The organism is Oceanobacillus sp. Castelsardo (genome assembly GCF_001659985.1).
In the GTDB taxonomy this organism is placed as follows: Bacteria; Bacillota; Bacilli; order Bacillales; family Amphibacillaceae; genus Oceanobacillus.
This window is the reverse complement of the sequence record NZ_LYCS01000002.1, coordinates 324435-345036: the sequence shown is the minus strand read 5'-3', so window position 1 is coordinate 345036 and position 20602 is coordinate 324435. Positions and strand designations below refer to the sequence as shown.

Below are 20602 nucleotides of genomic sequence, written 5' to 3'. Positions count from 1 at the left end.
AATGCTATTGAATTATTTATTAATTATTTGCCATTTGAAATTGTAAGGGATTTCAAAAGGGCGGATGAAGGAGGGAAAAGAGTATGCGTGAAGCTGTTATTGTTGAATGGGTTAGAACCCCTGTAGGAAAAAGGAATGGTGCCTTGAGTGAGATACGTGCGGAAGATTTAGCAGCCAAACCGTTAGCAGAAGTGGTGAAAAGAGCTGGCATTTCTTCAAGTTTAGTAGAAGATGTTATTTTCGGTTGTGTTTCTCAAGTTGGAGAGCAATCGTTAGATATTGCTAGAGTTGCGGCATTACAAGCAGGATTCCCTATTGAAGTGCCTGGTACGACTATAGATAGACAGTGTGGATCTAGTCAACAGGCTGTTCATTTTGCGGCCCAGGCAATTATTAGTGGAGATATGGATGTTGTGATTGCTGGTGGTATTGAAAACATGTCGCGTGTACCAATAGGATCGAATAGATTAGACGTGGATTTTAGTGAGGAATTAACCTCAAAATACGAAATAATTCACCAAGGGTTATCTGCTGACCGTATTGCAGAAAAGTGGGGATTCACTCGTGAGGAAATGGATAAGTTCTCATTAGAAAGTCATCAAAAGGCAATAAAAGCTCGTAAGGAAGGTAGATTTGAGAAAGAAATTATGCCTTTAGAAGTTACTTTACCAGATGGTACGACGGCTGTGATGAAGGATGATGAGGGACCACGTGAAAATACGAGTGTTGAAAAATTGGGTAGTCTAAGACCTTCGTTTAAAAAAGATGGAAATATTACGGCAGGAAACTCTAGTCAAATTAGTGATGGAGCAAATGCAATCCTTCTAATGTCAAGTGAGAAAGCAAAAGAACTAGGATTAAAACCTAGATTCAAAGTTCGTACTCGTATAGTTGTAGGATCTGATCCAACTTTAATGCTGACTGGACCAATCCAAGCTACACAAAAGGCCCTTGAAAAATCTGGACTCACTATTAATGATATTGATATTTTTGAGGTAAACGAAGCATTTGCCTCCGTTCCAATGGCTTGGTTAGTAGAAACTGGAGCAGATCCTAAAAAATTAAACCCAAATGGTGGAGCAATCTCACTTGGTCATCCACTTGGTGCTAGTGGTGGACGTTTAATGATTACAATGATGAGCGAACTAGAAAGAACTGGCGGCCGATATGGACTACAAACGATGTGTGAAGGGCATGGTATGGCGAACGCTACCATTATTGAAAGATTAGATTGATGACTACCACATATATAAAAGAAAGGAGGAACCTAAGTTGCCACTAACATCTATTCGTGTATTGGACCTGTCTCGTTTATTACCTGGACCCTATTGTTCTATGATTCTTGGAGATTTCGGAGCAGAAGTTATTAAAATAGAGGAACCTAGTATTGGTGATTATGCAAGGGAATACATGCCGAAAGTTGATGAAGACAGTGCATTTTATCATTCTTTAAATCGAAATAAAAAGAGTGTGTGTTTGAATTTGAAATCAGCAGATGATAAAGAATATTTTCTTAAGTTAGTTGAAGAAGCTGATGTAGTAATCGAGTCATTCCGGCCAGGGGTAATGAAACGATTGGGATTGGATTATGAAACATTAAAAGAAATAAATCCAGGTATTATTTATTGTGCGATTACAGGATATGGTCAAGATGGCCCATATGCTAACGTACCAGGTCATGATGTTAACTATATTAGTTATGCTGGTTTGCTAAATATGATGGGAGAAAGAAACGGAAAGCCCCAAATTCCAGCGGCGCAGATAGCTGATATTGGTGGGGGAGCACTTCCAGCTGCTGTTGGTATCTTACTTGCATTATTTGGAAGGGAAAAAACAGGCAAAGGTCAAATGGTAGATATTTCGATGATGGATGGAGTTATTTCTTGGTTACCAACCCTTTTACCTGGTTATCTAGCTACAAATAATCATCCAAACAGAGGAGAGTTAGTATTAAGTGGTAAGCTAGCTTGCTATGAAGTATACCAAACAAAAGATAAAAAATGGATGTCTGTTGGGGCACTAGAGCTGAAATTCTGGAGTGGATTTTGTAAGGCGATTGGTAAAGAAAACTTTATTTCGCAGTTAGATGCACCAATGGAAGTCCAAGATCAAATGAAAATAGAAATTCAAAACATTATATTCCAAAAGTCGTTAGATGAGTGGATGGAGATTTTCTCTATGGTAGATTCATGTGTAACTCCAGTTCTTTCATTTGATGAAATGATAGAAAATCCACAAGTAAAAGCTCGAGAAATGATTAAAAATGTTAATCATGATGAACTAGGCACAGTAAAACAAGTTGGAATTCCAATTAAATTATCAGAGACCCCAGGGAGGATTAGAGGACAAGCTCCTAAGCTAGGGGAACATACAAAAGAAATTTTGGAAGAAAGCGATGCAGTTAAATAAAAGAGATATAAGGGTTTACATATTTTTGGGAATGAATGTAGGCCCTGTATTAAATTAATTTTAGGGAGATGGTCACATGATTGAATTATTATCTGTAAGTAAGAAAAATGGGGTTGCGACAGTTACAATCGATAATCCGCCAATGAATGTCCTTAGCCAAAAGGTAACAAAGGAATTAAATTTCGTATTTAAACAACTACAAGAAGACAAAGAAGTAATCTCTATAATTTTGACAGGTGCAGGTGATAGAGCGTTTATGGCTGGTGCAGATATTAAGGAATTTCCTGAACGAGATCCCGAAAAGGGAGATGAAATTGATATTCACGCCGTTCTTAACATGATTGAAAGTGTCTCGAAACCAACTATTGCAATGTTGAATGGATTTACTCTTGGTGGTGGGTTAGAACTTTCTCTAGCTTGTGATATTAGAATTGCAGAGGATCATGCGAAAATAGGACTACCTGAAGTTAATCTAGGTTTGTTACCAGGTGGTGGGGGTACCCAACGTCTTCCTAGGATTGTTGGCCCGTCCAAGGCGAAGGAAATTATGTTTACCGGGGATCCAGTTAGTGCTGGGGAAGCACATAGATTGGGAATCGTCAATCAAGTAGTACCAAAAGGGGAAGGGATGGAAGCTGCAGAAAAACTGGCATACAAATTGGCAAGCCAATCCCTTCAAGCGTTAAGTAGAATAAAACGATTAGTAAATGTCGGAAGTGAATTATCGTTAGAAGAAGGTCTACAAATGGAAAAGCAATTATTTGATGATCTATTTGTAACAGAGGATGCAAAAGAAGGCGTTAGCGCATTTATTGAAAAAAGAAAACCTGTGTTTACACATAAATAAATCAAACGGGGGAGGGGTTCACAGTGAGAAGTGAAGCAATAGAAAGAATTAGGGATTCAGTCGATTTGCCAGTGATCGTTGCACCAATGTTTTTAATTAATAGTCCTAAAATGGTTATCAATGCTTGTGCATCAGGTGTTATTGGTACTTTTCCTGTTTTAAATGCCCGAACGGAAGAAGTTTTAGAGAATTGGATGAACGAAATTACATCTGAATTGGATAGGATACAAAAAGAAAATCCGGGTAAGAAAATCGCTCCATGGGGTGTAAACTTTATTGTTCATCGCTCAAACAAACGATATGTAGAGGATTTAGAGTTAATTAGAAAATACCAACCCCCTGTTGTCATTACGTCCCTTGGAGATCCCGGACCTGTTGTTGAGATTGTCCGGGAATATGGTGGAATTGTATTCTCTGATGTGATTAATATTAAATTTGCTAAAAAAGCGATTGAAAAAGGTGCAGACGGCCTAGTTCTTGTAGCCAGTGGAGCGGGTGGACACGCAGGGACCTATAACCCAATTTCTTTCGTCCATGAAGTAAGAGAATTTTTTGATGGACCGATAGCTTTATCTGGTGGGATGTCAAAAGGGGAAGACATTCTTATTTCAGAAATTTTGGGAGCTGATTACGCCTACATAGGTACACGCTTCATACCATCGGAAGAAAGTTTGGCTCAAGATGAGTATAAGGAGATGCTTGTAGAAGCGTCTATTGAAGATATTATTTACACGGATTCATTTAGTGGGGTTCATGCAAACTATTTAATCCCAAGTATTGAGAGAAGTGGACTTGATCCTAATAATTTGAAGAAAAAGGATAAGATTGATTTTTCGGAACTTAGGAATTCGGAAGTGAAGGCTTGGAAAGATATTTGGGGCGCAGGGCAAGGTATTGGTCCAATTATCAAGGTTCAGACTGTTGCTGAAATTGTTGAGGAATTAAAACAAGGTTATTATCAGGCGATTAAAGATGTTTCCAAAAAGGCCATAAAAATGGGGGTGAAAAAATGACGGAAGTATTAAAGGTGTGCAAAAAAAATAACATTGCTTACCTTACCATGAATCGTCCAGAAAAAAGAAATTCTCTTTCCGGCGACTTAGTTTCTGCACTGCTTTCCGCCCTTAAAGATGCAGAAAAGGATGATGAAGTAAAAGCAATTATTTTATCCGGAGAGGGGAAAGCATTCTGTTCAGGTGGGGATATCAGTTCCATGAATCCGGATAGTAGCCCGAAAGAAGTAATGGATTCGATGAAAAAATCATCATCCTTAACAAAAGCAATCCTTCATTTAGATAAATTTGTAATCACAGCAGTCCACGGATTTGCGGCTGGTGCAGGGTTTAGTCTTGCACTTGCATCTGATTTTATTATTGCTGATAAAAATGCATTATTTATATCCAGTTTTAGGAACATTGGGTTGTCACCGGATTTAGGTCTAATCAAATTATTAGCCGATAATGTCCCAACACAAACAGCAAAAGAATGGGTAGCTTCTGGAAGAAGAATTACTGCTGAAGAAGTTTTTGAAAAAGGCATTGTAAATCGATTGTCAACAAGCAGGAATTTATTGGAAGATGCAACAGAATTCGCCCAATTCATAGTAAAAGGTCCGCCAGTTTCCAACCGGTTTGTTAAATATCTATTAAACCATGCAAGTGAATTTTCTCATGAAACAAGTATCATGCAAGAAAATATGATTCAAACCTTAATGTTTCAAACAGAAGATTCCAAGGAAGGGATACAAGCATTCTTAGAAAAGCGCTCTCCCGATTTTACTGGAAAGTAAATCTTAGATGAGAGGAGGATGAATGAGTGCGAAAGAGTACAACAGATAGAACGATAGACTGGGAAAAGGTTGAAAGTTATATACGTTCAAACATAGAAGGAATACCTACTGAGAAAATGGAGATTAAGCAATTTACGGAAGGCTATTCTAATTTAACCTATATGATTAAGATTGGAGAATGGGAAGCAGTATTAAGAAGACCACCATTCGGATATACTCCACCAAAAGCACATGATATGGAAAGAGAATACCGCATATTAAAGAAAGTCAACCCTGTTTTCCCTCTAGCTCCGAAACCATTCATCTATTGCGAAGAGCCAAAAATAATGGATAAACATTTTTACCTTATGGAAAAAAGAAATGGTATAGTAATCGATAACGACATTCCCAAACAATTTGGGAAAACAGAACAAACTGGTAAAAATGTATCAGAATCGGTTATTAAGGCACTAGTTGAACTACAGAACATTGATATTGAAAAGTCCAATCTTAGTAATATAGGAAAGCCAGAAGGTTATTTAACTCGTCAAGTTTATGGATGGATTAAACGCCATGAAAATTCAAAGACCGATGATGTACCAGGAAGCATTGGAAATATTGAAAAATGGTTAGTAGACAATATACCAATAAACGAAGAAGCTACTATTGTCCATAATGATTTTAAATTGAATAATATGATGTTTGACCGCAACGACTCTAGTAAAATTGTTGGCGTCTTTGATTGGGAACTAGCTACGGTAGGTGATCCTTTAACTGATTTAGGCTCCACCCTTGTATATTGGATTGATGAGGAAGTTGATGTAGGGATTACTGCTGTGACAGCAAATCCAGGTTTTTATAGTAGAAGGGAATTTCTAGAAAGATATGTCCAATTATCTGGCCGAGATGTAACCAATATTAATTTTTATTTAACATTTGGTTTTTATAAATTGGCGGGCATTCTACAACAACTTTATTATAGATGGAAAATTGGTGAAGTGAAAGATGAAAGATTTTCTAACTTAAATAAAGGAATTACAAATTTAATAGAGTTTGCAGAAGAGGCTAGGAATAATAGACTTTTATAAGAAGGCTCATAAATATAACATATTAAAAAATGTAAAAGTGCTACTTCCTAAAGGGTAGCACTTGGACACATCTATTTATGTGATTATAAAATTTGGAGCTCAATACTGTTTAGTTGACCTTTGATTATAGACACTAAATATACGTCGTTATTAATTCTTTTTATGCTTGACATTATAATTCGGAATATTTAAAATTATATAGTATATGTAAACGTTAACAAAAGTTGTTATGATGAAGGAGGAATGTATCATGATGGATACACAATTAACTATTGCCTCTATGATTAAACGAACAGAGCAGTATTTTCCGAAGAAAGAAGTCATTTCAAGGACGCAAAACGGAGTGCAATTATTTACCTATAAAGACACAGTAGGTAGAATGAAGCGATTGGGAAGTGCTCTTGAATCATTAGGGGTTAAAAAAGGAGATCGAGTTGGAACGCTTGCCTGGAACCATCACCGGCACTTAGAGGCATATTTTGCTGTACCGAGTATGGGTGCGGTTCTACACACAATTAATTTTCGACTGTCGAAGGAACATTTAATTTATATTATAAACCACGCAGAAAACAAAATATTGTTAATAGATGAAGATTTATTCCCACTAATTGAAAGTATTAAAGATGAACTTAAAACAGTAGAAGCATATGTTATTATGACAGACAATGAAAGACTCCCAGAAACCTCCCTACAACCAGTTTATTCCTATGAACAATTATTAGATAAAGCAGATAATACCTATGAATTTACTACAAAAATTGATGAAAATGATCCAGCGGGTATTTGTTATACATCCGGTACTACTGGAAAACCAAAAGGTGTGATCTATACCCACCGAGGAATCTATTTACACAGTATGGCATTGGGTATGACAGATACACTGGCATTATCCGAAGCGGATGTAGTTTTACCAGTTGTTCCGATGTTTCATGTAAATGCTTGGGGTATGCCATTCGCGGCTACATGGATGGGTACAACACAAGTTTTTCCGGGACCAAATATGACACCAAAAATAATCGCAGAAATGTTAGAAGAGTATAAGGTTACCTTTTCAGCGGGTGTTCCAACGATATGGTTAGGTTTATTGAAGGAATTGGAAGAAGGTACTTATAATACTAGTAGTCTACGCGCTTTATTATGTGGGGGTTCCGCAGCGCCAAAAGGGATGATTCATATGTTTGAATCCAAATATGGAATTCCATTTTTACACGGATATGGTATGACGGAGACCTCACCACTTGTGTCGGTAACACGGGTAAAAAGTTACCAATCGGATCTTCCGGTTGATGAACGTTTAGAATTGCTATCTAAACAGGGATTAGTAGTACCTGGAATTGAAATAAAAGCGGTGAATGAAAATGGGGAAGTCAAGCCTGATGGAAAAGACATGGGTGAACTACTCATTCGTGGCCCATGGATTGCAGATGCTTATTATAAAGGGGATAGTAATTCGGACGCCTTCCAAAATGGATGGTTACATACGGGAGATGTCGTAACCATTGATGAGGAAGGAATTATTAAAATTGTAGATCGTACAAAGGATTTGATTAAGAGTGGTGGAGAGTGGATTTCATCTGTGGATTTAGAAAATGCACTTATGGCCCATGAATCTGTATTTGAGGCAGCTGTGGTCTCCATACCTGATCCAAAATGGCAGGAAAGACCTGTTGCTTGCATTGTATTGAAAGATGGTGCACAACACAAGGTTACTAAAGATGAAATAATGGAATATTTACGGCCACAGTTTGCTAAGTGGTGGCTACCTGATGAAGTGCTTTTCATGGATGAAATACCGAAAACTTCTGTTGGGAAATTCTTAAAGGCAAAATTACGAGAACAAGTTGAAAAGCAATTAGTAATATAGACCTTTTATGAATTGAAGTAAGTTTTTTTCATAGATGGGGAAATTAGGGATTTGCTAAAGTTGCCAACAAATACTAATTTCCCCAAAAAGGGCTATTTATAAAAATAATTGGCTGAATATTCACTATATTAATCGTCAGGTAGGTTCAAGGTAATAAATAATAGCCTTAGCTAATATATTTCTAATTATTGATTGGGGGAAAGGAAATGCTAGGCTTTTGGGAAGAATTGCAGCCTCTTATCCATGAAGAAACTATAAATGGCGTATGTATGAAAGCCTACAAAAATAGACCAAAGAATCTTAACGAAACTTTAGAAGAAAGTGTAAAGCGCTACCCAAATAAAATTGCACTTGTTCATGGAAAGCGACGACTTACCTATCATGAATTATATAGGCAAGTAAATAACGTAGCCTATCAATTAAAATATGAATTTGGTGTGAAAAAGGGGGATAGGGTCGCATTCTTATTAATGAATGGAACACCATTTGTTGTTGGTGTTTATGCGGCTCTTAAAATAGGGGCGATAGCGGTTCCGCTTAATACTAAATTAAAATCACAAGAATTAGAGTTTATGCTACAAAATTCCGATGCTAGAATACTAATTGCAAATAAAGAATGGTGGCCAAATTTAAATCCTATTTTAAAAAATACTGAACTTGAGAAGATTTTTATTACGGATGAACAGTCACCAACAGGATCCATCCCATTTTCAACTATGGTAGAAGAATATACTGAAAAAGAAGTTCAGGTTGAAGTAGATGAGACTGACAATGCTTTTATTATGTACACTTCTGGAACAACTGGAAGGCCAAAGGGTGCATTGATTACGCATAGCAATGTGATTCATACCATTTTAAATTATAAATACTGCTATAACCTAAAAGAAGGAGATTCCACCGTTATAGCGGTTCCTGTATTTCATATTACCGGACTTGCCGCGCAATTAATGCCGCTCATCTATCTAGGCGGAAAAATTGTTCTTATGCCAATGTTTCATACGAAGGAATTTCTAGAAATATTGCGAAATGAAAAAATTACGCATGTTATCGCTTCGCCGACTGTTTTTGTGATGACTTTGCTTGAGCCGAATTATAGAAACTATGATGTTACTAATCTTCGTGTTATAGGTTTTGGTGGTGCTCCAATGCCAGGTGAGACATTAAGGGCACTAAAAGATTGGATACCAGATATTGAGTTGCATAATACTTATGGACTTACAGAGACCACTTCTCCAGCGGTGATTATGCCGGATAAACATCAATTGAGTCAAATAAGTGCTGTAGGTCCACCTACGCCCGTTACGGATTTCAAAATTGTTGATCCGGAAACAAGAGTGGAACTAGAAAGTGAAAAAGTTGGAGAATTATTATTTAAAGGGCCAATGGTTATTCATAACTATTGGGAAAATGATGAGGCTACCCAAAAAACGATAACAGAAGGTTGGCTATCTACTGGCGACTTAGCAAAAGTGGATGACCAAGGCTTTATAACTATTATGGATAGAATTAAGGATATGATCAATCGTGGAGGAGAGAAAGTTTTCTCTGTAGAGGTAGAAGATGTTCTATACTCAAACCCTAAAGTAATGGAAGTAGCAATTGTTGGTGTTACTGATAAGAAATATGGGGAAGTAGTTAAGGCATGCATCGTTCCACGAGAGGGTGAGTCCTTAACTGAAGAAGAGGTTAAAGGATGGGTAAGAGAAAGGTTAGCTAAGTTTAAAGTGCCGACTTATGTGGAGTTTATGGATCTTTTACCAAGAAACCCAAATGGAAAAGTGGTTAAAACACAACTTAAGTATATACCATCAAATATTAAAAAATAGGGGGAAATAATGATGAGTAGAACAGTAAATACCGTTTTAGGACCAGTAGCAGTTGATAGTTTGGGAAAAACATTGATGCATGAACATTTCTTTTTCGGTTATGCCGGTTTCAATGGAAACACTAAATATCCTATAGATAGAGAAGAAGCGATAAGAGTAGGGATAGAAGTAGCCGATCGAGCAAAACAACACGGAGTTAAAACAATTGTGGATGCTACGCCAAATGATTCCGGTAGAGATCCAGAATTACTTAAAGAAATTGCTGAAAGAACAGGTTTGAATATTATTTTTTCCACGGGATATTATTATGAAGGGGAAGGTGCACCTGCATATTTTAAATTTAAGCAAGGTTTAGGAACGGCGGAAGAGGAATTATATGAACTATATATGGATGAAATTCAAAACGGGGTTGGGAATACCGGACTGAGACCAGGCGTCATAAAATTAGGAACTAGTAAAGATGTGATAACAGATTACGAGAAAATGTTTTTCAAAGTCGCAGCAAGAGTACAAAAGGAAACAGGCATTTCTATTATTACCCACACTCAAGAAGGGACGATGGGACCTGAGCAAGCTGAACTATTAGTTTCGGAGGGAGCAGATCCGAGTCGTATTCTAATTGGGCATATGGATGGAAACACAGATATAAGATATCATATACGTACTTTAGAACAAGGCGTGTATGTTGGGTTTGATCGTTTTGGATTACAAGGATTCGTTGGAGCACCGATGGATAAAGATCGTATTGGAACTCTAATTGGGCTTATTGGTTTAGGGTATGCAGACCAGATAATGATGGCTCATGATACAGTAAATTATTGGTTAGGGAAATCCCCTGAAATGCCAGAGGAAATGCAGAAATTGTTAACAAATTGGCATGTTGGAAATATTTTCGAAAATATTGTTCCAGCATTAAGAGAAGGAGGTATCACAGCCGAGCAAGTTGAACAAATTTTGGTTAAAAACCCTAACAGAATATTTGGCGGCAGTGAATCACTTAAAGAAAGAAATGTAAATAACGCTAGCGGTGTACATTAAGAATATAAAAGGTATGAGGAATTCCTCATACCTTTTATGTGATGGATTTAGTTCTTAGAAAATTAACTTAACATTAAGAAAGTTAATTATAACGATTTATCTATAACTATGAATCATATACTTTTACTAAAGTTAAATGGAGATAATTAAATGGGGAAAGAGGAGTTCATATGGAAAGAACATATTTAACGGAAGAACATGAAATCTTTAGAAATTCTATACGAAAGTTCTTAGAAAAAGAAGCAATACCTTATTTGGAAAAGTGGGAAAAAGAAAAACAAGTGCCGAGAACTTTCTGGAAAAAAGCTGCTGAGAAAGGTTTTATAGCACCTGGAGTAGATGAGAAATATGGTGGATTAGGAGCAGACTTCGGATATGCTGTTGTAATATCTGAGGAGTTTGAGAAGGTGGCAAGCGGAACAGGTGGAATTGGTCTTCATAACGATATCGTTATCCCTTATATTGAATCGTTCGGCTCAGAGAAACAGAAGGAGCGCTGGTTACCAAAGGCTACTACTGGGGATATGATTAGTGCTATTGCGATGACAGAGCCAGGTACAGGTTCGGACTTAGCTGCAGTACAAACAACTGCTGCTAAAGATGGGGATAGTTATATTATTAATGGAGAAAAGACGTTTATTACGAATGGATATTCTGCTGATCTAGTTATTGTTGTATGTAAAACAGACATGAATATAAATCCTCCGCATAAAGGTATTAGTTTAATTGTGGTTGAGGAAGGAACTCCAGGTTTTAAGAAGGGTAAAAAATTAAATAAAGTTGGGCAACATTCAAATGATACGAGTGAACTAATATTTGAAGATGTCCGTGTTCCACTGGAAAATCTACTTGGAGAAGAAGGTAAAGGGTTTTATTATTTAATGGAAAAATTACAGCAAGAACGGTTAATGTGTTCCATTCAAAGTTTAGCCTCTGTTCAAAGAATGATAGATATAACCGTTAGTTATGTAAAAGAACGTCAAGCATTCGGAAAAAGGATTAGTAAGTTCCAAAATACTCAATTTAAAATAGCGGAAATGCAAACGCAAGCTACAATTGGAAGAACATTTGTTGACCGATTAATTGAGGATCATATGAAAGGTAAGGATGTAGTTAATGAGGTTTCCATGGCGAAATGGTGGACAACTGATTTAGCACAGAACGTAGCAATCGAATGTATGCAACTCCATGGTGGATATGGATATATGGAAGAATACGAGATTGCTAGAAGATATCGTGATGTAGGGGTTAATTCAATTTATGCAGGAACAAATGAAATTATGAAAGTGATTATATCTAAAAATATAGGATTATAAAAAGTGTAAACAAGGGAGTGCCAGACCAAGCGTCTAACATTATTTAAATTAAATAATAGTACATCTAATTTTTGTTCCCCAATTAGATTAATGTGAATTCATTTAATTTTATTGACAATTATTTTTTCTGATACTAGAATTAAATGTATGTAACCGATTTCAACTTGGTTGAACGACTATAAATGTAAGGGAGGATTATGATGGAGGCAGTATTGACAGATTTTCAAGATGGGGTCTTTGAAATTATTTTAAACCGTCCAGAAAAGATCAATGCATTAAATGTAGAACTCGCAAAAGGTTTAGCTAAGGCGGTTGCGGAAGCAAAAAATAATCCTGATGTTCGAGCTGTTTTAGTATATGGAAATGGAAGGGGCTTCTGTGCAGGTGGGGATTTAAAAGACTTTGGGATTGATGTTTCAAATCCTCTTGAAGTAAAAGAATTCCTTCAAGTAGGGCATGAAGGAGTATTGGGGTTATTTAATATAGAAAAACCTGTTATTTGTGCAGTCCATGGACCTGCAGTAGGTGCTGGATGTAATTTGGCTTTTGCTTGTGATATTGTCATTGCTGAACAAAATGCTATATTCTCTGAATTATTTTCTAAAGTAGGTGTCATCCCTGATTTTGGTGGTCTCTATTTTCTACCACAAAAAGTAGGAATGCATGTTGCTAGTGAATTAATTTTCACTGGGAAAAAGCTTTCTGCCAATGAAGCAAAAGACTATGGATTGATTAATGAGGTAGTAGAGGGAGGTCAAGCCATCGAAAAGGGTAGAGAGTTGGCAAGAAGCTTAGCTAAAGGACCAACTAAGGCATTTGGAATGGCTAAAAGGATTATGCATCAAGCTCCATATTTAAGATTGGAAGATATGCTGGAACTTGAAGCATATGGTCAAGCTGTTATATTCCAATCAGAAGATTTTAAAGAAGGTCAATCAGCCTTTATAGAAAAACGTGAACCGAAATTTAAAGGTAAATAATAGAAAAGGGGTTGTTCATTATGATTACACCACTAACTCCACTAGATTGGAAACGAAGAGCGATTAAATATTACCCAGATAAAATTGCTGTCATTGATGAAGACAAGGAGTTTACATATAGGGAATTTGGAGAGCGTACAGATCGATTAGCGGTTGCTTTACATGAATCTGGCATTCAAGAGGGTGATCATGTTGCAGTAATGCTACCAAATACACATTATATGCTTGAAAGTTTCTATGGAATTAGTCAATTGGGCGCGGTGATGGTTCCGTTAAACTACCGAATTTCGGCATCTGATATGGAATATATTATTAATCATAGTGATGCCAAAATGTTAATAGTCGATGAAGAATTCGCTGCACCAATTGAAGAAATTATAGACAATTTATCTTTAGAGCAAATCATTTTAGTCCCTGTAGAAGGACAGAATTCTTCTCTAAACTGTATTGACTATGAATCATTTCTCAACCATGCATCTTCAACTACACCTCCAGAAGTAGAAATTGATGAAAATCAGTTACTTACGATCAACTACACGAGTGGAACTACCTCAAGGCCTAAGGGCGTCATGCAAACCCATCGAAGTAATTATATTAATGCAGCAGACTTTATGTATCATCTGAATGTGGAACATGACGATGTTTATTTACACACATTACCGATGTTCCATGCAAATGGATGGGGTGGTGTATGGGCTATTACAGGAGCTGGCGCAACCCATGTATGTTTACGAAAAATTGACCCTCCTAAAATTCTAAATTTATTCGAGCGAAAAGGAATTAGCTTACTATGTGGAGCCCCAACTGTAATTAATATGCTTGTCAATGAACCTAAAGCGAAAGAAGCAAATATCAAGACAAATCCACGTATGGCTACAGCAGGGTCTCCTCCAGCATCGGCACTAATTCAAAAGGCACAAGAAATTTTAGGATTAAATATGATGCATGTTTACGGCCTAACGGAAACATCACCATTTATTTTATATTGTGAGTGGAAGAAAGAGTTTGAATCCAAATCTATGGATGATCAAGCTACAATTAAGGCTAGACAAGGGATTGAGCTCGCTTTTAATGGAGAAACAAAGGTAATCCGTCCGGACGGTGAAGAGGTAGATTGGGACGGTGAAGAATTAGGTGAAATTGTTACCCGTGGAAATGTAGTAATGAAAGGATACTATAAAGACCCAGTTAAAACCGAAGAAGCGATTAAAGATGGCTGGTTTCATACCGGTGATTTAGCGGTTACTTATCCAGATGGATATATTGAAATTCGTGATCGTGCGAAGGATTTAATTATTTCAGGTGGAGAAAACATTTCTTCTACAGAGGTGGAAGGGGTTCTTTATAAACACCCAGATGTATTGGAAGTGGCAGTTATTGCTGTTCCAAATGAAAAATGGGGAGAAGTCCCTAAAGCAATTATTGTACTTCAAGCCGATGCGAAAGTGACTGAACAAGAAATGATTGAATATTGTCGTGATAACATGGCGCATTTTAAAGCTCCAAAAATTGTAGAATTTGTGGAAGGTTTACCGAAAACGGCTACTGGTAAGTTACAGAAATTCCGTTTACGAGAAATGCATTGGGGGAGTGCGAAAAAGGTAAATTGACATTTTACAATTTTTTAAAAAATAAAGAATAATATCGCCCAAAATAAAATAGAGTAGATGTCGTAATAAAAATATTGTTGAAAATTAAGCAATGCCACTTCACTTAGTGAAATGATGCTGCTGAGTGAAGTTTTACTATACTTAGGAGGTGGACGAGATGTCTTCATTATTATCAAATCATTGTAATCAAGTGTTAGTCATTGGTTGTGGATTAATGGGAGCAGGCATTACGCAAGTTATTGCTCAAGCAGGTATAAAAGTGATTGCGTCTGATCGAACAGAGGCAGATTTAAAACGTGGAGAAAAGCAGATTTTAAAAGGAATCTCCAAAAAAGCCAAAGAGAAACAAGAAGTAATTTTAAGTAATATTACTTTCACTACGAATATGGAAGCGGGTAAGGATAGTGACTTGGTGATTGAAGCTGTCCCTGAAAAAATAGAAATTAAACGAGAAGTATTTAAAAAACTAGATCAACTAATGAATCCCAATGCAATATTAGCTAGTAACACATCTTCTTTATCAATTGCAGATATTAGCTCTGCTACGACTAGACCTGAAAAAGTGGTAGGACTTCATTTTTTCAGTCCGGTACCAATTATGAGATTGCTAGAAATTGTTCGTGGTATTAACACAAGTGAAGAAACAATCCAGTTTTCTCATTTATTTGCAGAACAAATTGGGAAACAAGTTATTGTTGCAAATGATTATCCAGGATTTACAGTAAATCGTGTTTTAGTACCAATGATTAATGAAGCAGCATTTTTAGTAATGGAAGGAAATAGTCCAGAAGAAATTGATAGGGGAATGATGTTAGGCGCGAATCATCCAATCGGACCTTTAAAATTAGCAGACATGGTTGGTATTGATGTTCTACTAAATACATTGGAAAGCATGTATGACGGATTTGATGATTCTAAATATCGTCCATGCCCATTGTTAAAAAGAATGGTAGAAGCAGGGCATTATGGTAAGAAATCAGGAAAAGGTTTTTACGAGTATGAAACAAGGAGAGAAACGGTCCATGCTTTTAACTGATCAACAGGAAATGATTAAAAAGTTGCTCGTTCGATAGCAGAAGACCAACAATTTCATAATTAACGGGGACGGTCACCCATTTCTATTCTTTAAAGAAATGCGAACCACCCCAATTCTTTTACTATTATTAAAAATCAGCTTTTCCATGTCTAATATCCTTTGCTGTTCTCGAGTTTATAGCGTTACTAAGGAATTTTCTTACTTCATCGGGTTTTAATCCTATTTTTCTTGCTTGTAAAATGAGATATACCCATTCGTCATCAAGTTTCCTACTCCCCAACTCCTTAATATCTCTCACTTCCTATTCCCCCGTTAAAATTGTAAATTATCTATACTAGCTCATCATTCCATATAATAATAATCGAACAATTTCATTTGCTAGTTTTTCAGGTTTAGTTCCCCCATTTAGTAATTTCGTTTTGGTAAGACGCTCTATGATACCAATTAAACTTTCAGCCACGGTATGCATATCTATGTCTGCTCGGAAGTAACCGTTCTTTTGTTCCTCTCGCAAGTTCTGTTCGATTTGGCTGGCTATTTGGCTTTTTATTTCTTTGGATTCATTAGCCATATAAAAACCAATCTGTGTCAAATCGGGGTGTTCTTGAAAAAATGAAAAAATAGTAGTAATTCTCCCTGTAATTTTTTCCTCAAGTGAGTTTTTTTCCAGTCCCTTTTCCAGAAGACTTTGCTGTACTAATGTCAATAATTTTTGATGAAATAGATTAACTAATTCCTTAAAAATTTCCTCTTTACTTTGAAAGTACAGATAAAAGGAGGGTTGTGTTACGTTAGCCCTTTGAACAATCGTACTTATTTTTGTTTCATGATATCCATTCTTGGAAAACTCTTCTGCAGCAATATGAAGCAAAAGACTCCTTCGCTTTTCTCCATTTGCACCCTTTTTTCTCCCTCTTTTTCCCATTTCTTCCAGCTCCATGAAATAATATATTACTCATGAGTATTATATTTTAAAAATAATAACTCGTCAATCCTAATTTTTAGGAAAAGGTGGAAAATTAACTCTATTACGATTTTTATATCCGAATTCTAGATAAGTAAAATGTAAATATAATTTACTTTTAAAAGGTTTTGATAAATTAGGCTGTCATTATAATTTATAGAATACAATGTGCTAAAATGAAATCAGAACACTAAGAATAGGAGGAGTTCCTTTGATTACCAATTTACAAGATACGGTGACACTAAATAACGGTGTAAAAATGCCAGGATTTGGTCTTGGAGTATATAAAATGGAAGAAGGGCAAAGCGTTGTTCAATCGGTGAAAGCTGCATTGAAACATGGATACAGATTAATTGATACTGCATCTTATTATCATAATGAAGAAGGTGTAGGGCAAGCCATTAAGGAAGCTGGTATCCCGAGAGAAGAGATTTTTGTTACGTCTAAGGTTTGGAATGATCAGCAGGGCTATGAAAATACATTAAAAGCTTTTGATGAAAGCCTAGAAAAACTGGGACTTGAATACCTAGACCTTTATTTAGTTCATTGGCCAGTAACAGGAAAATTTAAGGATACATACCGCGCCCTTGAAACGATCTATGAAGAAGGGAAAGTACGTGCTATCGGAGTAAGTAATTTTCAAGTGCATCATTTAGAAAATCTATTGAAAGACTGCAAGGTAAAACCGGTTATTAACCAAGTGGAATGTCATCCTCATCTAACACAAGAAGAAGTAAAAGCGTTTTGTGAAAAAGAAAATATTCAACTTGAAGCTTGGGCTCCGCTGAAAAGAGGAGGGGTCTTAGATGAACCTATCATACAAAAGCTATCTGAAAAATATAGTAAAACTCCAGCACAGATTATTCTGCGCTGGGACATTCAACATAACGTTGTCACGATTCCAAAATCAGTGAAAGAACAAAGAATTATAGAGAACGCCGATATTTTTGACTTTTCTTTAACAGAGGAAGAAGTAAAAGAAATTGATAGTCTAAATATGAACGAACGAAGCGGTCCGGATCCAGACACTTTTGTATAATATGGAAACGAACGAATCCTGTAACGAATTGGTTACGGGATTTTTCTGTTAACCACAATCATGGATATTAAAATACCTTTATTGGTTAGACTGATTAATAAAGTGCTAAGCTGAAGTTTCTATAGATGACTTTTAATAGTTATTTGTGTGATAATAATGACAGAAAAAAATAAGGATTGAATAGGAGTAGAGATAGATGAAGGTAAAAATAAACAGAAATGCAGCAAAAGAATTTAAAAAAATGTTAGAGTCAGATGAAGCGCAAGGGAAAATGATTCGTATCCACATATCTCACATGCATGGGGATCATGCCCATTATGGGATTTCCTATGATACTCCAGGAGAACATGATGAAGTAGTAAAGACGGATAAAGATATTGATATTATCTTAGATACTCGTGAAGCGTTTTTAGATGGAATTTGGATTCAATATTTCTATGTGGATAATGAAGGGTTTGTTATTACGAATCCATCAAAAGGTGGACATCACCATCATTAAACAGGAAGCTCCTTGTCATTATATGGGTGACAGGGGCTTTTTTTATCCCTATTTATAAGCCTGACGAAATTTCCTCCTTTTTGTAGAAGTCGATGCAGTATTCGAACTTTTAATGAATGATACAAGATGTACGTGCATAGACTTTATAAACCGCAATTATGATGGAGGGAGAGTATAAATGGATATTCTAGGTAAGGTAAGAAATTACCGTAATAAAGAGGAAAGCTTGAAATGGGAAGGTACTTTTGCGGAATACTTGGAAATTTTAAAGGAACGGCCAGAAGTTGCACAGCCGGCCCACTCCCGCGTTTATAATATGATTAAGGATGCTGGAATAGAAGAGGTAGATGGAAGAAAGACATATAAATTTTTTAATAAAGAAATATATGGTTTAGAAGAAGCTATTGAAAGCTTAGTGGAGGAGTATTTTCATCCTGCAGCCAAACGACTTGATGTAAAAAAGCGGATCTTACTATTGATGGGTCCGGTTAGTGGTGGGAAATCAACCATCGTTAGTATGTTAAAACGTGGAATGGAAGAATATTCTCGTACAGATGCTGGGGCGGTGTATGCGATTAAAGGTTGCCCGATGCATGAAGATCCACTGCACTTAATACCACATCATTTACGGGATGACTTTTATGAAGAATATGGCATACGAATTGAAGGTAGTCTATCTCCACTTAATACGATGCGGTTGGATAAGGAATATGAAGGAAAGATTGAAGATGTTGTAGTAGAAAGAATCTTCTTCTCAGAAGATAAGCGGGTTGGGATTGGAACATTCAGTCCATCTGATCCGAAATCTCAAGATATTGCGGACTTAACTGGTAGTATAGACTTCTCAACAATTGCGGAATATGGTTCTGAGTCAGATCCAAGAGCGTATCGTTTCGATGGGGAACTAAATAAGGCGAACCGTGGGATGATGGAATTCCAAGAAATCTTGAAATCTGATGAAAAGTTCCTCTGGCATTTACTATCTTTAACACAAGAAGGGAATTTTAAAGCTGGTAGATTCGCCCTTATTAGTGCAGATGAACTTATTATAGCGCACACAAACGAAGCGGAATATCGATCATTTATCTCGAATAAGAAAAATGAGGCATTACATTCGAGGATTATTGTGATGCCAATACCATATAATCTTCGGGTGGATGAAGAAGAGAAAATCTATGAGAAAATGATTAAAACGAGTGATATGTCCCATGTGCATGTTGCTCCACATGCCTTAAGGGTAGCAGCGATATTCTCTGTTCTCACTAGATTAAAAGACTCGAAGAAACAAGGTGTGGATTTACTCAAGAAATTACGATTATACAATGGAGAAAGTGTGGAAGGGTATAACGATATCGATGTAGAGGAACTAAGAAAAGAATATTCGGATGAAGGTATGGATGGAATCGATCCAAGATATGTCATCAACCGAATTTCATCTACCATCATTCGAAAAGAAGTGCCGTCTATTAACGCATTAGATGTTTTACGTTCATTAAAAGATGGATTGGATGCTCATGCGTCGATTTCGAAAGAGGATAAAGAACAATATATGAATTACATTGCAATTGCTAGAAAAGAATATGACGAAATCGCGAAGAAAGAAGTTCAAAAAGCATTTGTATATTCGTACGAAGAATCTGCTAAAACGTTAATGGATAATTATCTAGATAACGTGGAAGCATATTGCAACCATAATAAACTGAGAGATCCATTGACTGGCGAAGAAATGAATCCGGATGAAAAACTAATGCGTTCTATTGAAGAACAAATTGGTATTTCCGAGAATGCGAAGAAAGCTTTCCGCGAAGAAATCCTGATACGGTTGTCGGCGTTTGCAAGAAAAGGAAAACGTTTTGATTATAATTCTCATGAACGTCTGCGTGAAGCGATTCAAAAGAAACTCTTTGCTGATTTGAAAGACGTTGTGAAAATTACAACATCATCGAAAACACCAGATGAGTCACAGTTGAAGAAAGTGAACGAAGTCATCGCCCGTTTAATTGACGAATACGGTTATAACTCTACTTCAGCAAACGAATTATTACGTTACGTAGGAAGTCTATTGAACCGATAAAGTGGAACCTATTCAGTGGGTGTTGTTCCATCTCCCACGGATTAGTTGAACTTATCAGGGCTCTACTGGCTGTTGCCTCCCATTTAATACTTTTAATTTAACTCGTACTTTTGAAGTGGGGTTCTTACAGCCAGTAAAGACGTGATAAAAATCAAGTGTAAACTGTATGATCTATTGTCTTTTAAAACACAGGACTAATATTGTACATTAGTCCTGTGTTTTTATCTATACGTGGATTTACTAT

At 36.5% G+C, this 20602-nt stretch carries 18 protein-coding genes; 16 read left to right on the top strand and 2 right to left on the bottom strand.

All coding sequences use genetic code 11. The features are described 5' to 3' along the window. Positions 1–83: 83 nt before the first annotated feature. The 13 genes from A9178_RS05835 to A9178_RS05775 all read left to right on the top strand — a co-directional run bounded on the left by A9178_RS05835 (position 84) and on the right by A9178_RS05775 (position 15782). Complete coding sequence (locus A9178_RS05835) at positions 84–1235, top strand: thiolase family protein (protein ID WP_068673264.1); 1152 nt, start codon at positions 84–86, stop codon at positions 1233–1235. A 37-nt stretch (positions 1236–1272) separates the two neighbouring features. Further along, positions 1273–2409 (top strand): CaiB/BaiF CoA transferase family protein, encoded by a 1137-nt coding sequence (locus tag A9178_RS05830; RefSeq protein ID WP_068673262.1) that lies wholly within the window; start codon positions 1273–1275, stop codon positions 2407–2409. A 76-nt stretch (positions 2410–2485) separates the two neighbouring features. Continuing rightward, positions 2486–3256: an enoyl-CoA hydratase gene (locus A9178_RS05825; RefSeq protein ID WP_082918105.1), complete on the top strand. Its 771-nt coding sequence runs from the start codon at positions 2486–2488 to the stop codon at positions 3254–3256. Positions 3257–3279: 23 nt separating this feature from the next. Continuing rightward, positions 3280–4269, top strand: a complete 990-nt coding sequence (locus A9178_RS05820; protein ID WP_068673260.1) for an NAD(P)H-dependent flavin oxidoreductase — start codon at positions 3280–3282, stop codon at positions 4267–4269. Next, entirely contained in the window at positions 4266–5045 is a 780-nt protein-coding gene (locus A9178_RS05815; protein ID WP_068673258.1) for an enoyl-CoA hydratase/isomerase family protein, read from the top strand. The genes A9178_RS05820 and A9178_RS05815 overlap by 4 nt, the downstream gene beginning before the upstream one ends. A 26-nt stretch (positions 5046–5071) precedes the next feature. Further along, complete coding sequence (locus tag A9178_RS05810) at positions 5072–6112, top strand: phosphotransferase family protein (protein ID WP_068673256.1); 1041 nt, start codon at positions 5072–5074, stop codon at positions 6110–6112. 250 nt (positions 6113–6362) lie between these two features. Next, positions 6363–7976: a long-chain fatty acid--CoA ligase gene (locus tag A9178_RS05805; RefSeq protein ID WP_197482157.1), complete on the top strand. Its 1614-nt coding sequence runs from the start codon at positions 6363–6365 to the stop codon at positions 7974–7976. A 206-nt stretch (positions 7977–8182) separates the two neighbouring features. After that, positions 8183–9802 carry a class I adenylate-forming enzyme family protein gene (locus A9178_RS05800; RefSeq protein ID WP_082918104.1) on the top strand — a complete coding sequence of 540 codons (1620 nt, stop codon included), beginning with the start codon at positions 8183–8185 and terminating at the stop codon, positions 9800–9802. A gap of 12 nt (positions 9803–9814) precedes the next feature. Next, positions 9815–10840 (top strand): phosphotriesterase family protein, encoded by a 1026-nt coding sequence (locus tag A9178_RS05795; RefSeq protein ID WP_068673254.1) that lies wholly within the window; start codon positions 9815–9817, stop codon positions 10838–10840. A 170-nt stretch (positions 10841–11010) separates the two neighbouring features. Next, complete coding sequence (locus A9178_RS05790) at positions 11011–12156, top strand: acyl-CoA dehydrogenase family protein (protein WP_068673252.1); 1146 nt, start codon at positions 11011–11013, stop codon at positions 12154–12156. A gap of 200 nt (positions 12157–12356) precedes the next feature. Next, on the top strand, positions 12357–13136 hold the full coding sequence (locus A9178_RS05785) for an enoyl-CoA hydratase/isomerase family protein (RefSeq protein ID WP_068673250.1): 780 nt from the start codon (positions 12357–12359) through the stop codon (positions 13134–13136). Positions 13137–13156: 20 nt separating this feature from the next. After that, positions 13157–14746: a long-chain-fatty-acid--CoA ligase gene (locus A9178_RS05780; protein ID WP_068673248.1), complete on the top strand. Its 1590-nt coding sequence runs from the start codon at positions 13157–13159 to the stop codon at positions 14744–14746. Positions 14747–14903: 157 nt separating this feature from the next. Further along, positions 14904–15782 (top strand): 3-hydroxyacyl-CoA dehydrogenase family protein, encoded by an 879-nt coding sequence (locus A9178_RS05775; protein ID WP_068673246.1) that lies wholly within the window; start codon positions 14904–14906, stop codon positions 15780–15782. Between the two features lie 127 nt (positions 15783–15909). On the opposite strand, the gene A9178_RS18575 is transcribed toward A9178_RS05775, so the two are convergent. Together A9178_RS18575 and A9178_RS05770 are read right to left on the bottom strand one after the other, a co-directional pair. Next, positions 15910–16080, bottom strand: coding sequence for an anti-repressor SinI family protein (locus tag A9178_RS18575; RefSeq protein WP_082918102.1), 171 nt, complete (start codon positions 16078–16080; stop codon positions 15910–15912). A 36-nt stretch (positions 16081–16116) separates the two neighbouring features. After that, positions 16117–16707 (bottom strand): TetR/AcrR family transcriptional regulator, encoded by a 591-nt coding sequence (locus tag A9178_RS05770; RefSeq protein ID WP_068673244.1) that lies wholly within the window; start codon positions 16705–16707, stop codon positions 16117–16119. Positions 16708–16960: 253 nt separating this feature from the next. Here A9178_RS05770 and A9178_RS05765 point away from each other — a divergent pair, with 253 nt between their 5' ends. The 3 genes from A9178_RS05765 (at position 16961) to A9178_RS05755 (ending at position 20358) form a co-directional block, all read left to right on the top strand. Further along, positions 16961–17785, top strand: a complete 825-nt coding sequence (locus A9178_RS05765) for an aldo/keto reductase (protein WP_068673620.1) — start codon at positions 16961–16963, stop codon at positions 17783–17785. A 196-nt stretch (positions 17786–17981) separates the two neighbouring features. Next, positions 17982–18284: a heme biosynthesis protein HemY gene (locus A9178_RS05760; RefSeq protein ID WP_068673242.1), complete on the top strand. Its 303-nt coding sequence runs from the start codon at positions 17982–17984 to the stop codon at positions 18282–18284. A gap of 178 nt (positions 18285–18462) precedes the next feature. Further along, positions 18463–20358: a PrkA family serine protein kinase gene (locus A9178_RS05755; protein ID WP_068673240.1), complete on the top strand. Its 1896-nt coding sequence runs from the start codon at positions 18463–18465 to the stop codon at positions 20356–20358. The last annotated feature ends 244 nt before the right edge of the window (positions 20359–20602 follow it).

Excerpts from the sequence above, each read along its gene's own strand:
- A9178_RS05835 (WP_068673264.1), top strand. The coding sequence starts at position 84 with ATGCGTGAAGCTGTTATTGTTGAATGGGTTAGAACCCCTGTAGGAAAA.
- A9178_RS05825 (WP_082918105.1), top strand. The coding sequence starts at position 2,486 with ATGATTGAATTATTATCTGTAAGTAAGAAAAATGGGGTTGCGACAGTT.
- A9178_RS05815 (WP_068673258.1), top strand. The coding sequence starts at position 4,266 with ATGACGGAAGTATTAAAGGTGTGCAAAAAAAATAACATTGCTTACCTT.
- A9178_RS05805 (WP_197482157.1), top strand. The coding sequence starts at position 6,363 with ATGATGGATACACAATTAACTATTGCCTCTATGATTAAACGAACAGAG.
- A9178_RS05800 (WP_082918104.1), top strand. The coding sequence starts at position 8,183 with ATGCTAGGCTTTTGGGAAGAATTGCAGCCTCTTATCCATGAAGAAACT.
- A9178_RS05795 (WP_068673254.1), top strand. The coding sequence starts at position 9,815 with ATGAGTAGAACAGTAAATACCGTTTTAGGACCAGTAGCAGTTGATAGT.
- A9178_RS05790 (WP_068673252.1), top strand. The coding sequence starts at position 11,011 with ATGGAAAGAACATATTTAACGGAAGAACATGAAATCTTTAGAAATTCT.
- A9178_RS05785 (WP_068673250.1), top strand. The coding sequence starts at position 12,357 with ATGGAGGCAGTATTGACAGATTTTCAAGATGGGGTCTTTGAAATTATT.
- A9178_RS05780 (WP_068673248.1), top strand. The coding sequence starts at position 13,157 with ATGATTACACCACTAACTCCACTAGATTGGAAACGAAGAGCGATTAAA.
- A9178_RS05775 (WP_068673246.1), top strand. The coding sequence starts at position 14,904 with ATGTCTTCATTATTATCAAATCATTGTAATCAAGTGTTAGTCATTGGT.
- A9178_RS05770 (WP_068673244.1), bottom strand. The coding sequence starts at position 16,707 with ATGGGAAAAAGAGGGAGAAAAAAGGGTGCAAATGGAGAAAAGCGAAGG.
- A9178_RS05760 (WP_068673242.1), top strand. The coding sequence starts at position 17,982 with ATGAAGGTAAAAATAAACAGAAATGCAGCAAAAGAATTTAAAAAAATG.
- A9178_RS05755 (WP_068673240.1), top strand. The coding sequence starts at position 18,463 with ATGGATATTCTAGGTAAGGTAAGAAATTACCGTAATAAAGAGGAAAGC.